Annotated in this window: 22 protein-coding genes; 18 read left to right on the forward strand and 4 right to left on the reverse strand. The window is 53.2% G+C overall.

Annotation, left to right across the window (positions count from 1 at the left end; all coding sequences use genetic code 11):
* Positions 1 to 72: 72 nt before the first annotated feature.
* The 18 genes from G3I67_RS07765 to recO all read left to right on the forward strand — a co-directional run bounded on the left by G3I67_RS07765 (position 73) and on the right by recO (position 15,593).
* Positions 73 to 651 (forward strand): YceD family protein, encoded by a 579-nt coding sequence (locus G3I67_RS07765; protein ID WP_163653797.1) that lies wholly within the window; start codon positions 73 to 75, stop codon positions 649 to 651.
* A gap of 60 nt (positions 652 to 711) precedes the next feature.
* Positions 712 to 894 (forward strand): 50S ribosomal protein L32, encoded by a 183-nt coding sequence (rpmF, locus tag G3I67_RS07770; RefSeq protein WP_163653799.1) that lies wholly within the window; start codon positions 712 to 714, stop codon positions 892 to 894.
* A gap of 50 nt (positions 895 to 944) precedes the next feature.
* Entirely contained in the window at positions 945 to 2,015 is a 1,071-nt protein-coding gene (gene plsX, locus G3I67_RS07775) for a phosphate acyltransferase PlsX (RefSeq protein ID WP_311197063.1), read from the forward strand.
* An 8-nt stretch (positions 2,016 to 2,023) separates the two neighbouring features.
* Positions 2,024 to 2,998 carry a beta-ketoacyl-ACP synthase III gene (locus G3I67_RS07780; protein WP_375539306.1) on the forward strand — a complete coding sequence of 325 codons (975 nt, stop codon included), beginning with the start codon at positions 2,024 to 2,026 and terminating at the stop codon, positions 2,996 to 2,998.
* 22 nt (positions 2,999 to 3,020) lie between these two features.
* The gene (gene fabD / locus G3I67_RS07785) at positions 3,021 to 3,959 is read left to right on the forward strand and encodes an ACP S-malonyltransferase (protein WP_163653804.1); all 939 of its coding nucleotides are present in this window, start codon (positions 3,021 to 3,023) and stop codon (positions 3,957 to 3,959) included.
* 9 nt (positions 3,960 to 3,968) lie between these two features.
* On the forward strand, positions 3,969 to 4,706 hold the full coding sequence (gene fabG / locus G3I67_RS07790; protein WP_163653807.1) for a 3-oxoacyl-ACP reductase FabG: 738 nt from the start codon (positions 3,969 to 3,971) through the stop codon (positions 4,704 to 4,706).
* Between the two features lie 66 nt (positions 4,707 to 4,772).
* Entirely contained in the window at positions 4,773 to 5,009 is a 237-nt protein-coding gene (gene acpP / locus G3I67_RS07795; RefSeq protein ID WP_163653809.1) for an acyl carrier protein, read from the forward strand.
* 144 nt (positions 5,010 to 5,153) lie between these two features.
* Positions 5,154 to 6,383: a beta-ketoacyl-ACP synthase II gene (gene fabF, locus G3I67_RS07800; protein ID WP_163653812.1), complete on the forward strand. Its 1,230-nt coding sequence runs from the start codon at positions 5,154 to 5,156 to the stop codon at positions 6,381 to 6,383.
* A gap of 47 nt (positions 6,384 to 6,430) precedes the next feature.
* Entirely contained in the window at positions 6,431 to 6,859 is a 429-nt protein-coding gene (locus G3I67_RS07805) for a hypothetical protein (RefSeq protein WP_163653815.1), read from the forward strand.
* Positions 6,856 to 7,455, forward strand: a complete 600-nt coding sequence (gene rpoE / locus G3I67_RS07810) for an RNA polymerase sigma factor RpoE (RefSeq protein WP_163653818.1) — start codon at positions 6,856 to 6,858, stop codon at positions 7,453 to 7,455. The genes G3I67_RS07805 and rpoE overlap by 4 nt, the downstream gene beginning before the upstream one ends.
* Positions 7,456 to 7,467: 12 nt before the next feature.
* Positions 7,468 to 8,022, forward strand: a complete 555-nt coding sequence (locus tag G3I67_RS07815) for an RseA family anti-sigma factor (protein ID WP_163653821.1) — start codon at positions 7,468 to 7,470, stop codon at positions 8,020 to 8,022.
* Between the two features lie 5 nt (positions 8,023 to 8,027).
* Positions 8,028 to 9,014 (forward strand): MucB/RseB family sigma factor regulatory protein, encoded by a 987-nt coding sequence (locus tag G3I67_RS07820; RefSeq protein ID WP_163653823.1) that lies wholly within the window; start codon positions 8,028 to 8,030, stop codon positions 9,012 to 9,014.
* 30 nt (positions 9,015 to 9,044) lie between these two features.
* Positions 9,045 to 10,532: a DegQ family serine endoprotease gene (locus tag G3I67_RS07825; RefSeq protein ID WP_235931784.1), complete on the forward strand. Its 1,488-nt coding sequence runs from the start codon at positions 9,045 to 9,047 to the stop codon at positions 10,530 to 10,532.
* 84 nt (positions 10,533 to 10,616) lie between these two features.
* Positions 10,617 to 12,407: a translation elongation factor 4 gene (gene lepA, locus G3I67_RS07830; protein WP_163653827.1), complete on the forward strand. Its 1,791-nt coding sequence runs from the start codon at positions 10,617 to 10,619 to the stop codon at positions 12,405 to 12,407.
* A gap of 30 nt (positions 12,408 to 12,437) precedes the next feature.
* Positions 12,438 to 13,337 carry a signal peptidase I gene (gene lepB, locus G3I67_RS07835; protein WP_163653830.1) on the forward strand — a complete coding sequence of 300 codons (900 nt, stop codon included), beginning with the start codon at positions 12,438 to 12,440 and terminating at the stop codon, positions 13,335 to 13,337.
* A gap of 21 nt (positions 13,338 to 13,358) precedes the next feature.
* Complete coding sequence (gene rnc / locus G3I67_RS07840) at positions 13,359 to 14,117, forward strand: ribonuclease III (protein ID WP_163653833.1); 759 nt, start codon at positions 13,359 to 13,361, stop codon at positions 14,115 to 14,117.
* Positions 14,114 to 15,004 carry a GTPase Era gene (gene era / locus G3I67_RS07845; RefSeq protein WP_163653836.1) on the forward strand — a complete coding sequence of 297 codons (891 nt, stop codon included), beginning with the start codon at positions 14,114 to 14,116 and terminating at the stop codon, positions 15,002 to 15,004. The genes rnc and era overlap by 4 nt, the downstream gene beginning before the upstream one ends.
* Positions 14,997 to 15,593 (forward strand): DNA repair protein RecO, encoded by a 597-nt coding sequence (recO, locus tag G3I67_RS07850; RefSeq protein ID WP_163653839.1) that lies wholly within the window; start codon positions 14,997 to 14,999, stop codon positions 15,591 to 15,593. The genes era and recO overlap by 8 nt, the downstream gene beginning before the upstream one ends.
* Before the next feature lie 79 nt (positions 15,594 to 15,672).
* On the opposite strand, the gene G3I67_RS07855 is transcribed toward recO, so the two are convergent.
* The 4 genes from G3I67_RS07855 to G3I67_RS07870 all read right to left on the reverse strand — a co-directional run bounded on the left by G3I67_RS07855 (position 15,673) and on the right by G3I67_RS07870 (position 20,840).
* A complete protein-coding gene (locus tag G3I67_RS07855; RefSeq protein ID WP_163653842.1) occupies positions 15,673 to 16,734 on the reverse strand; it encodes an alcohol dehydrogenase in 1,062 nt (353 codons plus the stop codon).
* A 34-nt stretch (positions 16,735 to 16,768) separates the two neighbouring features.
* The gene (locus G3I67_RS07860) at positions 16,769 to 17,974 is read right to left on the reverse strand and encodes an ABC transporter substrate-binding protein (RefSeq protein WP_163653845.1); all 1,206 of its coding nucleotides are present in this window, start codon (positions 17,972 to 17,974) and stop codon (positions 16,769 to 16,771) included.
* Between the two features lie 73 nt (positions 17,975 to 18,047).
* Complete coding sequence (locus G3I67_RS07865) at positions 18,048 to 19,214, reverse strand: acyl-CoA dehydrogenase family protein (protein ID WP_163653849.1); 1,167 nt, start codon at positions 19,212 to 19,214, stop codon at positions 18,048 to 18,050.
* Between the two features lie 15 nt (positions 19,215 to 19,229).
* A complete protein-coding gene (locus G3I67_RS07870) occupies positions 19,230 to 20,840 on the reverse strand; it encodes an AMP-binding protein (protein ID WP_163653852.1) in 1,611 nt (536 codons plus the stop codon).
* Positions 20,841 to 20,945 lie beyond the last annotated feature (105 nt).

Here is a 20,945-nt window from a genome sequence, read left to right on the forward strand (position 1 = left end):
GGGCATTGACGATTAGAGGGTAAACGCGCTATTATCTCTTGCTTTGCTGCTTTTATGGAAGTGCAGAACATAATGCAGAATCAGTGTGTGTTAGGGTTGCCGGGCTACATTGATGCTTTCGAGTTCGCACGTCGCGGTCAGTCCCAGACAGGTGTGATCGGTATCCATCGTTTCCAGAGACTGCTTGATGGTTTGCGTGAGCAACCGGTGTCTGAGTTGGTGGATTTGCCCGGAGCACCGTCTATGCCGGGTTTGGTGAAATACACGGTCACCGGCAGGGTGAGTTCGGCCGGTAAGTCCCAGTTGCTGCTGCATGTCCAGGCGCAATTGCTACTCGATTGTCAGCGTTGTCTGGATGACATGGTGCATGTGATTGATCGTCATACGGTTTTCGAACTTGTGCGGCGCGAGTCGGATATCGATGAGTCGCTCAATGAGGATGATGACGATGCGCCTGAGCAGATTGTCGGATCGCGCAAATTTGATTTGCTTGATTTGATTGAAGATGAATTGATTTTGGAAGTGCCTTATGTCCCGCGCCATGAAGTATGCGTGGACATGACCAAATCGGGAGGAGATCCTCCCGGCGAGGTTGAAGAAAAGCGTCCATCCCCGTTCGCGGTGTTGGATCAGCTCAAAAACAAGAGTTAACCGAGTTATTACGAAGAAGATGGTTGGCGTATACAATGTCGCCAATCTACAGGAGTTGTCATGGCTGTTCAGCAAAACAAAAAGTCCCCGTCAAAGCGCGGTATGCACCGTTCGCACGATTTCTTGACCAATCCTGCGACCGCAGTTGAGCCTACAACAGGCGAACAGCATATCCGCCACCATATCAGCCCAACCGGCTTTTATCGTGGTCGCAAGGTCCTCAAGACCAAGGCTGACGAGTAAATCGCGGCTGACGGGTCTTTGCGTCTAAACGCGCTGCGTTGCATCATCACGTGACTTCCGTCATTCGTATCGCAATCGACTGCATGGGCGGTGATGCCGGAGTTCCGGTGACCGTTCCTGCCGCCTTCGATTTTGCCCAGCGTTTTCCGGATACGCATCTGTTGTTGGTCGGATTGCCCGATGCACTTGCAGATGCAGTTGCCACCGTTGGCAAGAAGTATCCGGGCGTTACCCCTGATCGCTACAGCTTGATTGCCGCCTCCGAAGTCGTTCAGATGGATGACCCTGTTGAGGTGGCATTGCGCCGTAAAAAAGATTCCTCCATGCGTCTGGCGGCCCAAGCCGTCAAGGATGGCTCGGCGGATGCCTGCGTGTCCGCAGGCAACACCGGTGCCTGGATGGCGATTTCGCGCTACATCCTTAAAACACTCAATGGAATTGATCGTCCGGCAATCGCGACGGCCTTGCCCAATCATACGGGTCGTTCGACAACGATGCTGGATCTTGGGGCGAATGTCGATTGCACGCCGGAGCATCTGCTTCAGTTTGCCATTATGGGTGTGGCGCTGGCTAAAATTGGATTGCCCGACAGGGAGCCGACTGTCGGCTTGCTCAACATCGGCGAAGAAGTCATAAAGGGCAACGAGATCGTCAAGCGTACGGCTGAACTCTTGCGCGAGAGTCCCTTGGACTTTTATGGCAATGTCGAGGGAGACGATATCTTTAAAGGTACTGTGGATGTTGTTGTGTGTGATGGTTTTGTCGGTAATGTCGCACTTAAAACCGCTGAAGGCCTGTCACGTATGCTGGCGGGAATGATTCGCGAAGAATTCAACAGAAATATTTTTACGAAGCTGATGGGGCTTTGCGCCATGCCCGTGCTTAAGCATTTCCGTAAACGCGTCGATAGTCGTCGCTATAACGGTGCGGCACTGCTTGGCTTGCGAGGTGTCGTCATCAAAAGTCATGGTTCCGCTGACGCATATGCGTTTGGGTTTGCACTGCAGCGCGCTTACGATGCAGTGCAAAGTGGTCTGCTTTCGCGCACCACCAGGGCAATTGCCGACATGACGCACATGCCTCAAAGCTTCGAAACAGATCGATCCGGAGATCCTGCATGAGTGCATGCATGCCATTTTCACGTATTGTCGGAACTGGTAGTGCCTTGCCGCCAAGGTTGGTGAGCAATCATGATTTGGCGGCTGAGCTTGCAACCCGTCAGATTGAAACTTCCGATGACTGGATTGTCGAGCGTACAGGTATTCGTCAACGCTACATTGCTGATCGTGGCGTCAAGACCAGCGCATTGGCAACCGATGCCGCGCGACTTGCATTGGCGGACGCGCAAGTTGATGCAAGTGAAGTCGACTTGATTATTGTTGCCACATCCACGCCCGATTTTGTATTCCCAAGCACAGCCTGCCTTGTTCAGGCCAATCTGGGCAACAAGGGCGCAGCCGCTTTTGATGTCCAGGCGGTCTGTAGCGGTTTTGTCTATGCGCTTACAACAGCAGACAGTTTCATTCGCGCCGGGCGTGCCCGTTGTGCAGTCGTGATCGGCGCAGAGGTCTTTTCGAGTATTCTCGATTGGAATGATCGCGGCACATGTGTGTTATTTGGTGATGGTGCAGGTGCAGTTGTGCTGCGCGCTAGTGATTCGCCCGGAATTCTTGCCGCACAGTTGCATGCGGATGGTAGTCAGATGAATATTCTGGCTGCAGCCGGCAACGTTGCCTATGGTCAAGTGACCGGTGATCCCTTTTTGCGTATGGATGGCCAGGCGGTATTCAAGCAGGCGGTCACTGTGCTGGATCGTTCGGCACGCTCGGTCACCAAAGAGGCGGGACTGACACTCGCTGATGTAGATTGGTTGATTCCACATCAAGCCAATTTGCGCATCCTTACTTTCCTTGCGCGCAAATTGGATGTTCCACTCGAAAAAGTAGTTGTGACAGTGGATCGGCATGCTAATACTTCAGCTGCGAGCGTCCCGCTGGCGCTGGACACCGCGCGACGCGATGGAAGAATTCAGCCCGGTCAATTGATTTTGATGCAGGGCGTAGGAGGTGGTTTCACCTGGGGTTCCGTGTTAGCTAGAATGTAATCAAGACTGAGACCATAAGAAAATGAAATTCGCATTTGTTTTTCCGGGGCAGGGTTCGCAATCCGTAGGTATGATGGATGCGTGGTTAGCTCACCCTGCAGCTATGCAGGTTATCGATCAGGCAAGCGCAGCGTTAGGCGAAGATCTCGGAGCGCTGATGGCTCAAGGCCCTGCCGAACAGTTGAACCTGACAACGAATACCCAGCCTGCAATGCTGACTGCCGGTGTTGCCATGTATGAGGCCTGGTGCGCAGCCGGTGGTCCGGTGGCATCAATGATGGCTGGCCACAGCCTGGGCGAGTATGCCGCCTTGACTGCTGCGAAATCCCTCTCTTTGGCGGATGCCGTTCGGTTGGTGCGTATCCGAGCCGATGCCATGCAGGCGGCTGTGCCTGTTGGTACGGGCGCGATGGCTGCCGTGCTTGGGCTGGATGATGATGCCGTACGCGAGGCGTGTAAACAGGGTGCGCAAGGTGAAGTGGTCGAGGCGGTGAACTTTAATGCACCTGCCCAGGTGGTCATTGCCGGTCATGTGGCGGCAGTCGAGCGTGCCATGGCCGCGGCAAAATCTCTGGGTGCTAAACGCGCACTGTTATTGCCTGTTTCTGCTCCTTTTCATTCCAGCTTGTTGAAGCCCGCCGCCGATGTGTTGTCCGGCGCCCTGGCGAAAGTAACCGTTCAGTCGCCATCCGTTGCCGTGATCAATAACGTCGATGTTGCGATCGAACAGGATCCCGCCAAAATTTGCGATGCACTTGTCCGCCAGGCTTGGCATCCCGTACGTTGGGTTGAAATCATTCAGTCAATGAAAGCACAGGGTATCACCCATGTTGTTGAATGTGGTCCGGGCAAGGTATTGTCCGGTATGGTCAAGCGGATCGAGCCCGATCTCATTGCTCTATCCGTGACGGATCCTGTCTCGATGCAGGCGGCAATCGAAGTGTTGGCCCAGGCTGCCTAAGGAATAATCATGGATTTGAAAGATAAAATGGCTTTGGTGACGGGTGCTTCACGCGGAATTGGGCGCGCGATCGCGCTCGAATTGGCCGCAAAAGGGGCAACGGTAGTCGGTACTGCGACCACCGAGTCCGGCGCTCAGGCCGTCACGACGATGCTGGCCCCCTTTGGTGGACGCGGTGTAGTCTTGAATGTCACGGACGTCCCTGCATGTGATGCGCTTATTGATGCGCTAGGCAAAGAGGCGGGTGGTCCTCACATTCTCGTCAATAATGCAGGCATTACGCGCGATAATCTGGCAATGCGCATGAAAGATGAGGATTGGGATGTCGTGCTGCAAACAAATTTGACAGCGGTTTTTCGTTTATCCCGCGCAGTCATGCGCGGCATGATGAAGGCACGATGGGGACGCATCATTAATGTGACTTCCGTCATTGGCTCAAGCGGTAATGCAGGGCAAGCGAACTACGCGGCTGCAAAAGCAGGCGTGGCCGGGATGTCACGCGCTTTGGCCCGTGAGTTGGGTAGTCGGGGCGTGACAGTCAATTGCGTCGCGCCGGGCTTTATCGAAACCGATATGACCAGTTCGCTCGATGAGACCCAGACCTCGGCATTATTAAGTCAAATTCCGCTTGGCAGACTGGGATCGGGTGCGGATATCGCCCACGCAGTCGCATTTTTAGCTTCACCCAATGCATCCTATATCACAGGTACTACCCTCCATGTGAATGGCGGCATGTATATGCAATAGGTTGTAATAGGTTTTTTTTTACCGGTTAGCTATAATTCGCCGGACTTTTTCCCTTTGGAGATTTGCATGGAAAGCATCGAACAGCGCGTCAAGAAGATCGTCGCTGAACAACTTGGCGTTAACGAAGCCGAGATCAAAAACGCATCTTCCTTCCTTGATGACCTGGGCGCCGACTCACTTGACATGGTTGAGCTGGTCATGGCTCTCGAAGACGAGTTCGAAACCGAAATTCCTGACGAAGAAGCTGAGAAGATCACAACCGTTCAGCAGGCAGTGGACTACATCACTTCGCATTCCAAGTAATAATCGGCATGCGGCGTTGGGCGGTTCTCCGCCTTTTGCTGTCAGGCGGTTGGGGTGAGCAATTCTTGCTACGCAGGCATCATGCCATTTTGCGTCAGTAGATTGTTGCCTCTGCCGCCTTTTATTTCACATAAGGAGTGACGCGTGAAACGACGTGTCGTCATTACAGGCCTGGGTATTGTCAGCCCCGTCGGGAACGATATTGCGACAGCCTGGGACAATATCGTTAATGGTCGATCCGGCATCGGACGGATTACACGTTTCGACCCGAGCGCGTTTAACGCGCACATCGCAGGTGAGGTCAAGGGCTTTGATATCACCCAACTGATTCCTGCAAAAGAAGCGCGTACGATGGATACGTTCATCCATTACGGCATCGCCGCCGGCATTCAGGCCTGGAAGGATGCGGGCCTCGAGATTACCGAAGCGAATGCCGAGCGAGTCGGCGTGATTGTCGGATCGGGAATCGGTGGTTTGCAACGTATCGAAGAAACCCAGACCGAGTATCTCGAGCGCGGTCCGCGTCGTATTTCGCCATTTTTCGTTCCCGCTTCCCTGATCAACCTGATTTCCGGGCAGCTTTCGATCATGCTGGGTCTCAAAGGGCCTTCATATGCAGTGGTATCGGCATGTACAACCGGCCTGCACTCAATCGGGGATGCCGCGCGTCTAATCGAATACGGTGACGCGGACGTCATGGTGGCCGGCGGCGCGGAGTCGACGGTTTCGCCTTTGGGCATTGGCGGTTTCGCTGCGATGCGCGCTTTATCCCAACGCAATGATGATCCGACAACGGCTTCACGCCCCTGGGATCGCGATCGCGATGGTTTCGTTTTGGGTGAGGGAGCAGGCGTACTCGTGCTCGAAGAGTATGAACATGCTAAAAAACGCGGTGCGCGCATATATGGCGAATTTGCCGGCTATGGCATGAGCTCGGATGCCCATCACATTACGGCGCCTGATCGTGACGGCCCGCGTCGCGGTATCGTCAACGCCCTGCGCAATGGCGGCATCAATGCGAGCGAGGTTGATTACGTGAATGCACATGGCACTTCCACGCCATTGGGTGACCGTAACGAGACCGAAGCGCTGAAGCTTGCTTTTGGCGAGCATGCCAAGAAGCTAGTCGTTAACTCGACAAAATCGATGACTGGGCATTTGCTCGGAGCAGCCGGTGGAATCGAGGCCGTATTTACGACACTGGCCGTACATCACCAGATTTCGCCTCCGACCATCAATATTTTCAATCAAGATCCAGAGTGTGATCTGGATTATTGTGCAAATGCCGCACGAGAGATGAAGATTGATGTCGCTCTGTCCAACTCTTTTGGTTTTGGCGGAACAAACGGTTCGATGGCTGTACGCAAGCTCTGAGTCATCTGACTTTGCAAATTTCGCTGTCCCGCCCAGAGTGGGCAGCGATGCTTGAGTGGTTAGCGGCGGGCATGGCTTGCATGTCATGCTTGGTCGCTGCCGCTTTTCTCGAGTTTTCCCTATGGCTAGCCATACCGGTTAGCATGTTTCCTTTGGTGGTTTGCCGCATACAGCAGCGTCAGATGTTGGCGATCTCGCATGGTCGTATCCTGCTTGCGAATCCCGCCCGGAGCTGGGTATTGAAAAAAATGGCCGATTCGACAGGCCTGTGTGTTTACCCTATCCATTTCTGGCACCACTTTTTTGGGTTGAGCATGACTTTAAAAATCGGAAATGGCCCCCAAAAAGAGAGCAAGAGTGTCAGAATCATGGTGTGGCGCTGTGAGTTGCCGCCCGAGGTGTACCGTCGACTTTGCGTCATGGTGAATTGGCAGGTGCAGCAGTTACAAAAAGAACAGTGTCTGGAGTCCGAGTGAGCGAACGCGACGTTGATGCCGAGTTGGTTGCCCGTGTGCAGCGAGGCGACCGGCAAGCATTTGATCTGCTGGTGTTGAAATACCAGCGCAAAATCATGCGACTACTGTCGCGCATGATTCGCGACCCCGCCGAAATCGAGGATGTTGCGCAGGAGGCTTTCATCAAGGCCTACCGGGCTTTGCCCCAATTCAGGGGGGAAAGTGCTTTTTATACCTGGCTATATCGAATAGCAATCAATACGGCACGCAACTGGCTCGCGGTCAACAAACGCCGGCCATCGAATTCTTTGGTTCACGAGAACGAAGATGGTGAAACTTTTGACGAAACCGATAACCTAACCGACAGTAGCACACCCGAATCCGAGCTAGCCAGTCGGCAAATCGCCCAGACAGTGAACAAGGCGATTGAAGACTTGCCCGAGGAGTTGCGCAACGCGATTGTGATGCGTGAGATTGACGGAATGAGCTACGAAGATATTGCCCAGAGCATGAATTGTCCGATCGGAACGGTCCGTTCGAGAATATTCAGGGCTCGGGAAGCTATAGCGACCCGATTGCGTCCGATGCTGGGCAATACGGGCGACAAGCGCTGGTAAGGAACTTTTAATATGCAACAGTCAAAACAACATGTCGCAAGTCCGGAGCTCAACCGGGATGAGGTGTCGATCACCATTTCCGCATGGATGGATGGGGACGAGGTTGATCTCGCATCGGAAGTACTCTCTACAGAACACGGTTTGGAGCAATGGAAGTTGTATCACTTGATCGGTGATACCTTGCGAACGCCTGAGCTCGCTGTGACCCGGGGCGAAACTCTTGCCGCGCGTGTGCATGCTGCGGTCGCCGCCGAGCCTGCGATCATCGCCGCACCCAAACCTGTTTCGAAAATCGAGGACAGGCCGCAGCGCAAGGCGCACTGGATAAGACGCTATGGGTTGCCGGGACTGGCTATGGCCGCAGCGGTTGCCTCAGTCATCTGGGTTGCGCGTCCACTGATTGTGCCCGAGATGGGTAACGTCCCGTCACAAATGGCGAATGCGCCTTCGGCTAATGTGATGGCGTCTAATGCGGATATGCCAGCCGTGCGTGATTATGTATCCGCGCACCGCTCGATGTCCGGACCATCTGCCGTCAGACAAGTGTCGTTCGGGGCATCACGGTGATGTCGATGCGGATTCGTTTAACGCGGCGTGCGATCGGTGTTGTGCTGGGCGCGTTGCTGTCGGGCGTATCCGTGCAGGCCTGTGCCCAAAATCCGGATTTGCTCAAGCTGATACAGCGGGCCGCGCATACGCTGAACTACGCGGGCGTATTTGCTTACCAGCAAGGTGGACTGATCGAATCATCCCTGATTGTGCATCAGTTTGATGGCAAGGATGAAAAGGAACGAATCGAACTGCTTAATGGTGCGCCTCGTGAATATATCCGCTTGAATCAGGAAGTATTGAGCCTGATTCCAGAAAATAAAACTGTGATGCGAGAGCGACAGCGCACAGATCGTTTTCCTGCGTTGTTGCTTGCAAACGAACAGGCGCTGGACGCGAATTACAGCGTGCGCACTTTGTCACAAGTTCTGCGTGTCGCCGGCAGGCCATGTGAACTTGTGGATGTCGTGGCCAAGGATGCGCATCGCTATAGCTACAGACTTTGCGTGGATACGCAAACACAGTTGTTGCTTAAAGCACAGACAGTCAATCATCACGGTGTAGTCATCGAGCAGGTTGCTTTCACTCAAGTCAGTATCGGCCAGGATATTTCTCCAAGCATGCTCGAACCCAGTTGGCCAACCGAAGGATGGTCGCAAGTCGATGTGCCTCAGAAAGATGTTGATTTGAAAGCACAGGGCTGGCGCGTGGTACCACCTCCCGGCTATGAAGTCAGTGCGCAAGTCCTGCGTGAGTTTTCCGAAAACAGACAAGTTCAACAAATGGTCTTGTCCGACGGCCTCGCCACAATTTCAATATTTATTGAACCTTATTCAAATGAGCGGTCTGAATACAAACCACAAGGTGCAGCGCAGATGGGTTCTGTGAACATCTATGGGTTGAAAGTCGCAAATTTCTGGTTGACTGTTCTGGGTGAGGTGCCGGCCGCGACCCTGGAGCAGTTGGCGCAGTCGATTCAATACGTGTCCGCGGCGGATTCAAAAAAATAGTCAGCCTAGAACGCGTTTCAAACGGAGTTAATGATGCAAGATATGTATCAGTCTTATGTGTATCAGCCTGCATATCGCTTTCGTCGCGCTATGTTGGGTTTCATGATGTCTCTAGCGTTGATTGCCGGTGGCTTGCAAAGCTATCAGGCGCATGCTCAAGTTTCCGGCTTGCCGGACTTCACCGCGATTGTCGAGAAGGCCGAACCGGCCGTGGTCAATATCCGCACGACCGCCAAGGTCGCGGTGCGAGGTAATGCAGGACAGGACCCGTCCGAAATGTTCCGCTATTTTTTCGGTCCTGATTTTCAACCGCCCGGTGGTAAACAGAGTCCGCAGCCAGGACAGAGAGGCCGTCGTGCAGATCCGGAAGAGCGTTCGGTTCCTCGTGGAGTCGGCTCGGGTTTCTTTATTTCCGAGGATGGCTATTTGTTGACGAATCATCACGTCGTTGCCGATGCGACGGATATTTTCGTGACACTGACCAATGGCAAGGAATTTAAAGCCAAGGTGATTGGTAGCGATGAGCGTACCGATGTGGCATTGCTCAAAATTGATGCCAAAGGCATGGCAACCTTACCGATCGGCAACGCTAAACTGCTTAAAAAGGGTCAATGGGTGATGGCAATCGGCTCGCCCTTTGGTCTGGAGTCGACAGTGACTTCCGGCATCGTGAGTGCGATCGGACGCGACACGGGGGATTATCTTCCCTTCATTCAGACAGACGTTGCAGTCAATCCCGGCAACTCGGGTGGTCCGTTGCTGAACATGAACGGTGAAGTTGTTGGCATCAATGCCCAGATTGTTTCGCGCAGCGGTGGTTTCATGGGTATATCGCTTGCGATACCGATTAACGAGGCCATGGGCATTGTCGAGCAGTTGCGCGCAACGGGTAAGGTCACGCGTGGCCGCATCGGTGTGCAGATCGGTGAGCTCAACAAGGATGTGGCTCAGGCGCTTGGGTTGCCTAAGGCTGAAGGTGCGATGGTCAGTGGTGTCGAGCCGGACGCTCCAGCAGACAAAGCCGGTATTCAACCCGGGGATGTGATCACTTCTTTCGCAGGTAAGCCAATTGTTAAGTGGTCCGATTTGCCCCGTCTCGTCGGAGAGGTGAAGCCCGGAACGGCTGCACCGATCGAAGTTTGGCGCAAGGGCAAGCTGGTCAAGTTGACTGTCAACGTGGGAGAACTGAAGGCTGATCCCAAAGTTGCAGCCAAGGAGGAGGCGAAAGCTGCTGAATTCTCGACAAAAGTACTAGGTTTGGGTGTGGTGGCGGTCGATGCTGAAACTCAATCCAAGCTGAGAATCAAAGGCGGGGTCAAGGTCACCTCCGTTGAAGCCCCGGCCAGTAGTTCCGGCATTTCACAGGGTGACATTATCTTGGCTGCGGGTGATACGGATATTACTAGTCCGGATCAGTTTGCTAAGTTAATCTCAGGACTGGATAAGGCTAAACCGGTTCCGTTGATGGTTCGAAGCGGTGAGCAAACCCGCTGGGTCACCGTTCAGCCTGCCAAGTAAGGCAAGAACGGCTAGAATAGCGGTTTGCCGCAAAAGGGGGCGCGATGCGTCCCTTTTTGCTTAATGGCTAACTGATTAGGCTCTATGCAGCATATCCGCAACTTCTCCATCATCGCCCATATTGATCACGGCAAATCGACGCTGGCTGACCGCCTGATTCAGCGTTGTGGTGGTCTGGCCGCCCGTGAAATGTCCGCTCAGGTTCTCGACTCAATGGATATCGAGCGCGAGCGTGGCATCACCATCAAGGCCCAGACTGCTGCGCTTGAGTACAAGGCTGCCAACGGTCAGATCTATAACTTGAATCTGATTGATACACCCGGGCACGTCGACTTCTCCTACGAGGTCAGTCGATCGCTCTCGGCTTGCGAGGGGGCCTTGCTTGTTGTGGACGCCTCCCAAGGCGTCGAGGCGCAGACTGTCGCCAACTGCTATACGGCGATCGAGCTTGGCGTAGAGGTCCTTCCGATTCTCAACAAAATGGATTTGCCCCAGGCAGATCCCGACAGCGCGCGTGCCGAGATCGAAGATGTGATCGGGATCGATGCGACCGATGCGATTATGGCCAGTGCTAAAACAGGCATGGGCATCGATGAGATTCTTGAGGCCGTTGTGGCCCGGATTCCTCCCCCCAAGGGAGATCCCGAGGCTCCTCTACAGGCGTTGATTATTGATTCGTGGTTCGACAATTACGTCGGCGTTGTGATGCTCTTGCGCATTGTGAATGGCGTGTTGCGTCCAAAGGACAAGATTTCGTTCATGGCAACGGGCGCCGTGCACCTGTGCGAGCAAGTTGGTGTGTTTACGCCCAAGTCGCTTCAGCGACCATTGCTGTCCGCAGGTGAGGTCGGCTTTATCACGGCCGGCATCAAAGAGTTGAAAGACGCTAAGGTCGGTGACACGATTACGCTGGCCGGCAAGCCGGCCGCCGAACCTTTGCCGGGTTTCAAAGAGGTCAAGCCACAAGTGTTTGCCGGGCTGTACCCTGTTGAGAGCAGCGAATACGACCAACTTCGGGATTCGCTCGAAAAGCTCAAGCTCAATGATGCGGCCTTGATGTTCGAACCCGAGGTGTCGCAGGCTTTAGGTTTTGGTTTCCGCTGCGGTTTCCTGGGCTTGTTGCACATGGAAATTGTGCAGGAACGACTTGAGCGCGAATTCGACATGGATATCATCACGACTGCACCATCCGTGGTGTACGAAGTCGTGCTTCGCGACAACTCGGTGATCCATATCGAAAGCCCTTCGCGCATGCCTGATGTGGGGCAATACATCGAAATCCGCGAACCGATCGTGACGGTGACGTTGTTCATGCCCCAGGAATATGTCGGACCAGTGATGACGCTTTGCAATAACAAGCGCGGCGTCCAGATCGACATGACGTATCACGGCCGTCAGGTGCATCTGCATTATGAAATCCCGTTGGCCGAAATCGTGCTCGACTTTTTCGACAAGCTCAAATCCGTTTCGCGAGGATATGCGTCAATGGATTACGAGTTTAAAGAGTATTGTGCGGCCGATGTGGTGAAGGTGGACTTGCTGATTAATTCCGACAAAGTGGATGCCTTGTCATCGATTTGTCACCGATCGAACGCGAGGTATCGCGCGCGTGAAGTCGTGTCCAAAATGCGTGAATTGATCCCACGCCAGATGTATGACGTTGCCATACAGGCTGCAATCGGCGCCGAGATCATTGCACGCGAAAACGTCAAGGCATTGCGCAAGAACGTTCTGGCCAAGTGTTATGGCGGTGACATCACCCGCAAGAAGAAACTGCTTGAAAAGCAAAAGGCCGGTAAAAAACGCATGAAGCAGGTTGGCAGTGTCGAAATTCCTCAAGAGGCTTTCCTGGCTATCTTGCAGGTCGATAATTAATTCGAATGTCAGGAATATGAGGTTGAGTCGATGAGCTGGAATTTCGCCCTGATTCTATTTGTACTGCTGGTCACGACCGGGATCATCTGGACGATGGATCGTTTCTGGCTGAGTCGCGCACGTCGTGCCAGAGTGAATCAAGCACTTGATCTGGCTCGACCCTCGTGGGCAGGCTTGCCGGCAACCGAGGTACAGGCTCGCGAGGATCAAATTCGCGCTGAAATAGGCCATATTCCATGGTGGGTCGAATACGGTGTCAGTTTTTTTCCTGTCATACTTTTCGTGTTTGTGTTGCGCTCCTTCATCGTTGAGCCTTTTCGAATTCCTTCGGGTTCGATGCTTCCGACACTACAGTCCGGTGATCTCATCCTGGTGAACAAATTCACTTATGGAATACGTCTACCTGTTCTGGATGCGAAAATCATCAAGGTAGGATCACCGCAGCGGGGAGATGTGATGGTGTTCCGTTATCCGGTCGATCCTTCGGTGGATTACATCAAGCGAGTTGTGGGATTGCCTGGAGATGAAATCGCCTATCTCGATAAAAAACTGCTGATTAACGGTAAACCAGTCCCTCGCATCAAGGATGGCGATTATCTCGAGCAGGACGGTGTGGCTTATACGGCACACTTTATTCCTCAATTTATCGAGCAGCTAGGCGAAGTTGAGCACAAAATACTCGTCGAAGAGCGTAGTTATCAGGATTTAAGACCAATTTCAAATTTCCCGTATCGTGAAAAGTGCGAATACCTTAGTAATGGCATTCGTTGTACAGTGCCTGAGGGCGTTTACTTTATGATGGGTGACAATCGCGATAACAGTTTGGACAGTCGATTCTGGGGTTTTGTCCCTGAGGCGAACATTGTCGGTCGCGCATTTTTTATCTGGATGAATTTCGGCAATCTGGGACGCATTGGTCGTTTTCACTAAATTGGTCATTTAAAACTTTTAATGTCACTTGCTGCACTTGAGACTTCGCTTGAATATAAATTCACAAAGCCTGCTCTGTTAGAACAGGCTTTGACCCACCGCAGCCATGGTGCGCGTCATAATGAACGACTCGAGTTTCTGGGTGACTCTGTTCTGAACATGGCCGTTGCCGCATTGTTGTTCAATCACTATGGAACGTTGGACGAGGGTGATTTGTCGCGAGTGCGCGCCAATCTCGTTAAACAGGCGTCTTTGGCGGAAATCGCCCAGAAACTGGATTTGTCGCGTTTTCTTCGGCTAGGGGAAGGCGAACTGAAAAGTGGCGGATTTCGTCGGCCCTCGATCTTGGCCGATACGTTTGAGGCGATCCTGGCGGCTGTTTATCTTGATGGTGGCTTTGTTGCTGCCCAGGTTTTGATCGAGCGTTTGTATGTCCCCATCCTTGCCAGCGTGGATCCTTTAACGCTTGGTAAAGACGCGAAAACATTACTGCAAGAGTTTTTACAAAGTCGCAAGTTGGCGTTACCCATTTATAGCGTGGTGGCCACTCACGGAGCGGCTCACAGTCAACAGTTCGAGGTCGAGTGTTCGATCCCCGTGCTGGACATCAAAATCGTTGCGGCCGGATCCAGCCGTCGGGCGGCAGAACAGTCCGCCGCAAAACTCGCGCTTGAGGGCGCAGAGGCGGCGAGCCCCGCACCTGTAAAAAAACGTTCGGCCCGGGCACGTAAAACGGCTCAGTTAACGCTGCCGGTTGCGGTTGCTCAGGAGCTTAAATGACGGAAATCGCTCATCGCTGCGGCTTTATTGCCGTAGTCGGCCGACCGAACGTCGGAAAGTCCACACTGACCAACGCCTTGATCGGAACCAAAATTTCAATTGTTTCGCGCAAGGCTCAAACGACTCGTCATCGCATCCAGGGGGTGCTGACTCGGGATCGTGAGCAGTTCGTATTCGTCGATACGCCTGGTTTTCAGACGCGTCATGGCGGTGCCATGAACAAGATGATGAACCGTGTCGTGACTCAAACACTAGCCGACGTCGATGTCGTGCTTTTCGTTGTCGAGGCGGGCAAGTGGTCTCCCGGCGATTCTAAGCTGCTTGGTTTATTGCATGATCCCAAGAAGACGATTCTTGTGATCAGCAAAATCGATCAGCTTAAGAATCGCGATGAACTCTATCCTTTTGTCGCTCAAATTGCATCGCAGTTCGATTTTGCAGCCGTTGTGCCGGTGAGTTCGACCAAGCGTCATCAACTTGATCAGCTGCTCGACGAAGTAGCCAAGCTATTGCCGGAGAATGAACCTTTCTTTGATGCCGATACGCTGACGGATCGCCCGGTGCGTTTCATTGCCGCTGAATTGATTCGCGAGAAAATTTTCCGTTTGGTCGGCGATGAGCTGCCATATGGTTCGACTGTCGTAATCGAACAGTGGGATGAGACAGAAAAAGGCGTCAGTATCGCAGCTTGCGTCATTGTCGAGCGGGAAACGCATCGTCCGATTTTGTTGGGTGTAGGGGGGTCGCACATGAAGCGAATCGCAACCGAAGCGCGCCAGGATATCGCCAAGCTACTCGACAAGCCGGTTCATCTCGAGATCTATATCAAAGTGCGCAAGGGATGGGCCGAAAAAGAAAGCAGTTTGCGTGACTTAGGTTATGAGTAGACGCGTATTGCGCGTTCTGGATGCGCCGGGTTATGTGTTGCATGCGACAGCCTGGCGGGAAACTTCACTGATCGTTCAAGTATTTTCTAGAGACCACGGTTGGATCAGCATGGTCGCGAAAGGGGCGAAGCGTCCTCACTCCGCCCTAAGGCCGGCGTTGTCCGTGTTTCAGCCCTTGCTTTTGTCTTGGACCGGAGGCGGTGAAATCAAGACGCTGACGCGTGCGGAATGCGCCGGAGTCCATGCGTTGCCCGGACCTGCGTTGATGTCTTGCTGGTATATGAACGAGTTGCTTTTCCGGCTTTTACCGCACGAAGATGCGCATCCCGGATTATTCGACGCTTATGTGATCGCCTTGCAACGACTTGCAGCAGGTCAGCCGGCTGCGGGATCTTTGCGTCGTTTCGAATGGATGTTGCTGCATGAAACAGGGTATGGATTGGATGAGCAGGAACCCGATTTTGATGATCCAGTCAACGAGCCTGAGTTAAGGGCATCATTGCGCGCGCGCCTGTCCGAGCACCTTGCCGACAAGCCTCTGGCGACACGTCAGGTTTTATTGGCTTTGCAGCGTTACCAGTCGCGCTAGATTTGTCCCCGAAATAAAAAGCGCCCAACAGGATTTCCTGACGGGCGCAATTCAAGCGATGCCTGATTAAGTTGTCGGATTAGGCGGTCAGAACGGCGCGTCCGATCACTTTGCCTTCACGCAACGATGTCAATACTTTGTCCGCATCGGCAAGCGGATGCTTGTGAACCGGAACCGGCTTCACTTTTCCATCCCGAACCAGTTTCATCAAGTCATGCATTTCGGCCAGTGAACCGGTGTAACTTCCCAGAATCTGCAGTGCCTTCATAGGAATGAATGCAATTGGCCATGGGGCCGCTCCCCCGAACAGACCAACGATGACGAGCTTGCCGCCTTTGATCAAGCTGTTGAATGCCAAATCGGTAGTGGATGGGGCGCCAACCAGATCGATCACTGCCTGAACCATTTTGCCGCCATTGGCTTTGATGATTTGTTGCGCAGCGTCGGGTGCTGCTCCATCAATCGCGGCCAGGGCGCCTGCATCTAACGCCGCCTGACGTTTAGCTGGATCAATATCCACAACGATTGCGCCGGCGCCACCCTGAGCCTTCAGAATTTCAAGGCACATCAGGCCCAGGCCACCAGCACCCATAATTACGACCGGATGTTTCTGGAAAGTTTTGGCGCCAACCTTGTTCAGGGCGCTGAATGTCGTGATGCCCGAGCATGCGTAGGGCGCAATGACGGCGGGATCGAGATTGCCGATATCGATCAGATATTTGGCATCGGGCACCATGATGTGATCGGCATAGCCGCCGTCGCGGTGCACCCCCAGATACTGCGGGTTGGCGCAATGGTTATCAAGATTGTCTTCAACGCATGCAGGACATTTACCGCATCCGATCCAAGGATAAACCAGATAGTTTTTACCCTTTTCCACACCTTTCGCATCCGGGCCCATGGCAACCACCGTACCTGCGGTTTCATGGCCCATTGTCATCGGTAACTTGATGCCACGATCTTTGAGCGATAGCGTACGGCCATTGCCCAGGTCGTAGCCGCCTTCCCAGAAGTGGATATCACTGTGGCATACACCAGCCGCGCGCACTTCAACCAGAACCTCTTTGCCGGTCGGGGTGGGTGTTTCCCGCTCGATTAATTTCAGCGCGGACTTAAAATCAACTACACAATAGCATTTCATTTTAATTAGTCTCCAGAATCACAGGATTCGATGATTATTTCTTAACAAGCGGGCACTCGCTTTTGTCCAGCGGTACAAACACCTTGTCTCCGGGAATCGTTGCCAATACTTTGTACACGTCGTTCGGACCTTTCGATTCTGCGGGTGTTTTAACTTGAACTTGATAGAGATCCATGATGACGCGGCCATCTTGCGGACGAACCTTCGCGTTTTTGATCAGCTTGCTGTTAACAGGCATTTCACGCATTTTTGCGTTGACTTTGTCACCATCGAAAGTGCCTGCGGCTTTGACTGCTTCAAGATAGTGCATGGTGCCGATGTATGAGAGCGCTTGAACCATTGAGGGGGCGCGTGGATAACCGGTTTTTTCCTGCCAGCGCTTTGTGAATGCGCGGGTGTCGTCGTTCAGGTCCCAGTAAAAGGCCGTTGGAAAACTTAAGCCCTGAGCATTGTTCAGGCCCAAACCTTGCACGTCATTGATAAAGACCAGAAAGGCCAGCAATTTTTGTTTGCCCGTTGACAAGCCAAATTGCTGTGCTTGTTTGATCAGGTTGATCAGGTCGCCCCCGGCACTTGAAATACCAACTACATCGGCACCGGAGGATTGGGCTTGCAGCAAATAAGAGGCGAAGTCGGTTGCTCCGAGAGGATGGCGCGTATTGCCGATTACTTTTCCGCCTTCCTGTTTGACGAAGTTTGCGGCGGTTTCCTCAAGTGTTTTTCCAAAGACATAATCGGTCGTAATGAAGTACCAGCTCTTGCCGCCTTGCTGGATGGTGCCGCGAACCACGGCATTGGCCAGTGCATACGTATCCGGTGCCCATTGAGTGCTGATGTTGGTACATTGAGCGCCACTGAAGTTGCCCGCAAACCCCCCGCTGATGATTGCCGAACGGTTCTTTTCTTTTGCGATGTTTACGCCGGCCAAGCCTGTCGAGCTGGCTCCACCGTCAATCAGGGCGACGACATTCTGCGTGTCAAACCATTTGCGGATCATATTGCCGGCAATGTCGACTTTGTTTTGCGTGTCGCCACCGATGACTTCAATTTTTTTACCCAGTACCGTGCCGCCAAAATCTTCAACGGCCATTCTCGTCGCGATTTCCGACCCTAGACCACCCAAGTCGGAATAAATTCCGGATCGATCATTGGCAACGCCCAGGCGAACAACGTCTTGTGCAAACGCCGATCCGGCGATCAGGCAGCCTGCGAGGGCTGCGGCAATACGGGAAAACTTCATTCTGCTTGTCTCCATTGTTATCGTCCAATCATGAAAAGAAAGACGAATGTTTATCTATCTTACAATCATTTTTCTATCTTGCTTTAGCTTTGATCGTTTCACGCGCGATGACTACCTGCTGCACTTCTGTGGCACCTTCATAAATGCGTAGCGCACGAATTTCACGATATAACATTTCGAGAGGGTGTCCCACCTTGACGCCCAGACCTCCATGCAGTTGAACGCATCGGTCGATGATTCGCTGGGCCGCTTCAGTTGCATACATTTTGGCCATCGCTGCGGATCTTGTCGTTCTTTGTTGAAGGATATCGCGCTCCCAGGCTGCGCGATACACTAGCAATGTTGCCGCATCGACTTCGGTGCACATGTCTCCAATCGCAGCCTGCGTGATTTGAAGATCGCCGAGCGTGCCGCCAAACATTTTTCGCGAGGCTGAGCGCTCAAGCCCCATGTCCAGCGCGGCTTCTGCGAATCCCAGCGCAGCGGCGCCGACTGACGCACGGAATACGTCCAGATTCTGCAGAGCGATCTTGAAGCCCCTGCCGGGATCGTTCAATCGTTGCGAGACCGGGATTTCACAGTCAGTAAATGTAAGAGTCCCGATCGGATGAGGCGCGCACAAGTTAAATCGGTCCGTTACTTTCAGTCCCGGATTGTCCGCATCCACGACAAATGCAGTCACGCCATCGACCTCATCATTCTCGGTCCTGGCGAACACAACATAGAAATCCGCGATTTCGGCATTCGATATCCATGTTTTGACGCCATTGATGCGATAGCCATCTTTTGTTCGCGTCGCAGTCGTGGTCATCGCGGCGGCATCGGATCCTGCTTGCGGCTCGGATAATGCAAACGCAGCCAGCATTTTTCCGGTGGCAACATGTGGTAGATATTTTTGCTTTAGATGCTCCGATCCGAATAGCGAAATCGGACCGCTGCCCAGCCCTTGAAGCACGAAAGCGAAATCAGCCAGTCCGTCGTAGTAACCGAGTGTCTGGCGCAGCAGGCATAAGCTACGCGAGTCAAGACCGGGCAGGATGCCGCCGTATTCCTTCGGAACGCAGTATCTGAGCCAGCCGGCCTCGCCAAGCATGGAGACAAGTTCCTGGCAACGCTGATCCACGCTACCGGTATGAATGCGTGTCGGTAAATTAGCGCGAGACCAGGCATGAACATCGGTATGCAATGTTCGATGTGATTCGTCAAAAAAGGGCAAACTAAGTGAATCGGAATTAAACATCTTAGGAGTCTCAGTCTAATAATTTTCGCTTGCTAGAAGTCGATCGGCCATTTCACGCATTTTGTGTTTCTGGATTTTGACTGCATTGGCACTAGTGATGGATGGGAATTCGGTCAGAACTTCAAATCGTACAGGCACCTTAAAACCTGCCATGCGTCGCTTGCATTCGGCTGTCCATGATTCCGGTTGCGCACTGGCACCTGATTGAAGAATCACAAAGGCCACAGGCAGGATTTTTGTGCCCAGTGTGGCGCCAACCACCTGACATGCCTTTACACCGGGGAGTGTTTCAACAACTTGTTCGATTTCGGCCGGGTTGACCAGAAAGCCGGACAATCTGAACGAATCTCCCATGCGTGTCTGAAACACAAACTGGCGGTCGCTAACGCAATAACCCAAATCACCGGTTTTGAAATAGCCATCATCGGTGACTGCTTTGGCTGTGGCTTCGGGATTGTCCAGATAACCCACCATGTGGCTGGGCGAGTTGATTTCGATTTCACCCGACTCCCCGTTCGGCAGGATTTGTCCCGATTCGGGGTCGCGGACTCGCACGCGCGCACCTGGGTGAATGAGGCGTCCTCCCGCAAGGTAGCGCACGCTGATGTCGCCTTGGGACGGATCGATAGGCTGCGCGGCAACCAGAGCTTGCATTTCACTTGACCCGTACAAGCCTGTGAGCGCGACGTGATTACGTTCGGCTTGCTCAAGCAAGTTAGTGATCGCAGGAGAAAACACAGCGAATCCGAACAGTCGGCAGCTCTCGAAAACCTTGGGCGAGCTGGCTGTCTCGAATAGTTTCAGAATCGATTCATTATTTGCATAGGTGTGCGTGATGCGATGGCGCTCGATTTGCTCCAGCGTGCTGTCGGTATCGGAAACAGGTTCGCACACGACGGTTGAGCCAGTAACCAATCCTCCAGAAAGCGTGCAAAACCCGAACGCGCCGCAAAAAGGAGCGCTTGCGAAAATGCGACTGTGTTCATCGTAACCATAGGCGGCTTTCATGCCGTCGCCATGCGTAATGAGGCTGACATGATCATGCAGCACGAATTTAGGCAGCGAGGTGGTGCCCGAAGTTGTAAAGCACAGAACACCTGCGTTGCCGAATGGCTCGGGGGGCGGGCAGGGCGCATTCAGTTGCGCGTCGAAATTGTGGACATTAAGCTTGCGTGCTGCGATCGCATTGATGGCCGGACTGTCTGGATCGCCCAGGGTGATAACCGCGCGCAATCTTTTCAGAACTTGTTGTTCGACGTCGGCGAGAATCTCTGCAAAGGCAATGCCTTTGAAGTCGGGCCACATGATCAGCCAGTCCGCCTTGCCGCGCTCGATGATGTCGGCAACTTCTTTGCTGCGAAAGCGCGTATTGACCGCAAGCACGGTAGCGCCGAGGTGTGCGCAGGCCAGAAATGACTGAATCCAGGCCAGACAATTGGGAAGCCAGATTGCCACACGATCGTGTGGCTTGATGCCCAGAGTAGCTAGATTTCCGGCAAGTTGACCAACTTGCCGGTGTAGTTCCGAGTAAGAGGTGGATACGTGGCGATCGATCAGGGCGGGATGATTTGCATGGGTTTTGGCCAATGTGGCCAGTCGCTCGGCAAAGTGAGTGGACGAGGGCATGGTGTCTTGTCGATTCCGGTGAAGCCTAGTGTGTTTGCGATGAATTGTTCTTTCAAGCAGAATATTAGGATAGTACCGATTTACGGACTTTAGGCAAATCCTAAA

Origin of the sequence: Sheuella amnicola, assembly GCF_010499255.1 — a bacterium.
GTDB lineage: Bacteria > Pseudomonadota > Gammaproteobacteria > Burkholderiales > Burkholderiaceae_B > Zwartia > Zwartia amnicola.

Excerpts from the sequence above, each read along its gene's own strand:
- G3I67_RS07765 (WP_163653797.1), top strand. The coding sequence starts at position 73 with ATGCAGAATCAGTGTGTGTTAGGGTTGCCGGGCTACATTGATGCTTTC.
- rpmF (WP_163653799.1), top strand. The coding sequence starts at position 712 with ATGGCTGTTCAGCAAAACAAAAAGTCCCCGTCAAAGCGCGGTATGCAC.
- G3I67_RS07780 (WP_375539306.1), top strand. The coding sequence starts at position 2,024 with ATGCCATTTTCACGTATTGTCGGAACTGGTAGTGCCTTGCCGCCAAGG.
- fabD (WP_163653804.1), top strand. The coding sequence starts at position 3,021 with ATGAAATTCGCATTTGTTTTTCCGGGGCAGGGTTCGCAATCCGTAGGT.
- fabG (WP_163653807.1), top strand. The coding sequence starts at position 3,969 with ATGGATTTGAAAGATAAAATGGCTTTGGTGACGGGTGCTTCACGCGGA.
- acpP (WP_163653809.1), top strand. The coding sequence starts at position 4,773 with ATGGAAAGCATCGAACAGCGCGTCAAGAAGATCGTCGCTGAACAACTT.
- G3I67_RS07805 (WP_163653815.1), top strand. The coding sequence starts at position 6,431 with ATGCTTGAGTGGTTAGCGGCGGGCATGGCTTGCATGTCATGCTTGGTC.
- G3I67_RS07815 (WP_163653821.1), top strand. The coding sequence starts at position 7,468 with ATGCAACAGTCAAAACAACATGTCGCAAGTCCGGAGCTCAACCGGGAT.
- G3I67_RS07820 (WP_163653823.1), top strand. The coding sequence starts at position 8,028 with ATGCGGATTCGTTTAACGCGGCGTGCGATCGGTGTTGTGCTGGGCGCG.
- G3I67_RS07825 (WP_235931784.1), top strand. The coding sequence starts at position 9,045 with ATGATGCAAGATATGTATCAGTCTTATGTGTATCAGCCTGCATATCGC.
- lepA (WP_163653827.1), top strand. The coding sequence starts at position 10,617 with ATGCAGCATATCCGCAACTTCTCCATCATCGCCCATATTGATCACGGC.
- lepB (WP_163653830.1), top strand. The coding sequence starts at position 12,438 with ATGAGCTGGAATTTCGCCCTGATTCTATTTGTACTGCTGGTCACGACC.
- rnc (WP_163653833.1), top strand. The coding sequence starts at position 13,359 with ATGTCACTTGCTGCACTTGAGACTTCGCTTGAATATAAATTCACAAAG.
- era (WP_163653836.1), top strand. The coding sequence starts at position 14,114 with ATGACGGAAATCGCTCATCGCTGCGGCTTTATTGCCGTAGTCGGCCGA.
- recO (WP_163653839.1), top strand. The coding sequence starts at position 14,997 with ATGAGTAGACGCGTATTGCGCGTTCTGGATGCGCCGGGTTATGTGTTG.
- G3I67_RS07855 (WP_163653842.1), bottom strand. The coding sequence starts at position 16,734 with ATGAAATGCTATTGTGTAGTTGATTTTAAGTCCGCGCTGAAATTAATC.
- G3I67_RS07860 (WP_163653845.1), bottom strand. The coding sequence starts at position 17,974 with ATGAAGTTTTCCCGTATTGCCGCAGCCCTCGCAGGCTGCCTGATCGCC.
- G3I67_RS07865 (WP_163653849.1), bottom strand. The coding sequence starts at position 19,214 with ATGTTTAATTCCGATTCACTTAGTTTGCCCTTTTTTGACGAATCACAT.
- G3I67_RS07870 (WP_163653852.1), bottom strand. The coding sequence starts at position 20,840 with ATGCCCTCGTCCACTCACTTTGCCGAGCGACTGGCCACATTGGCCAAA.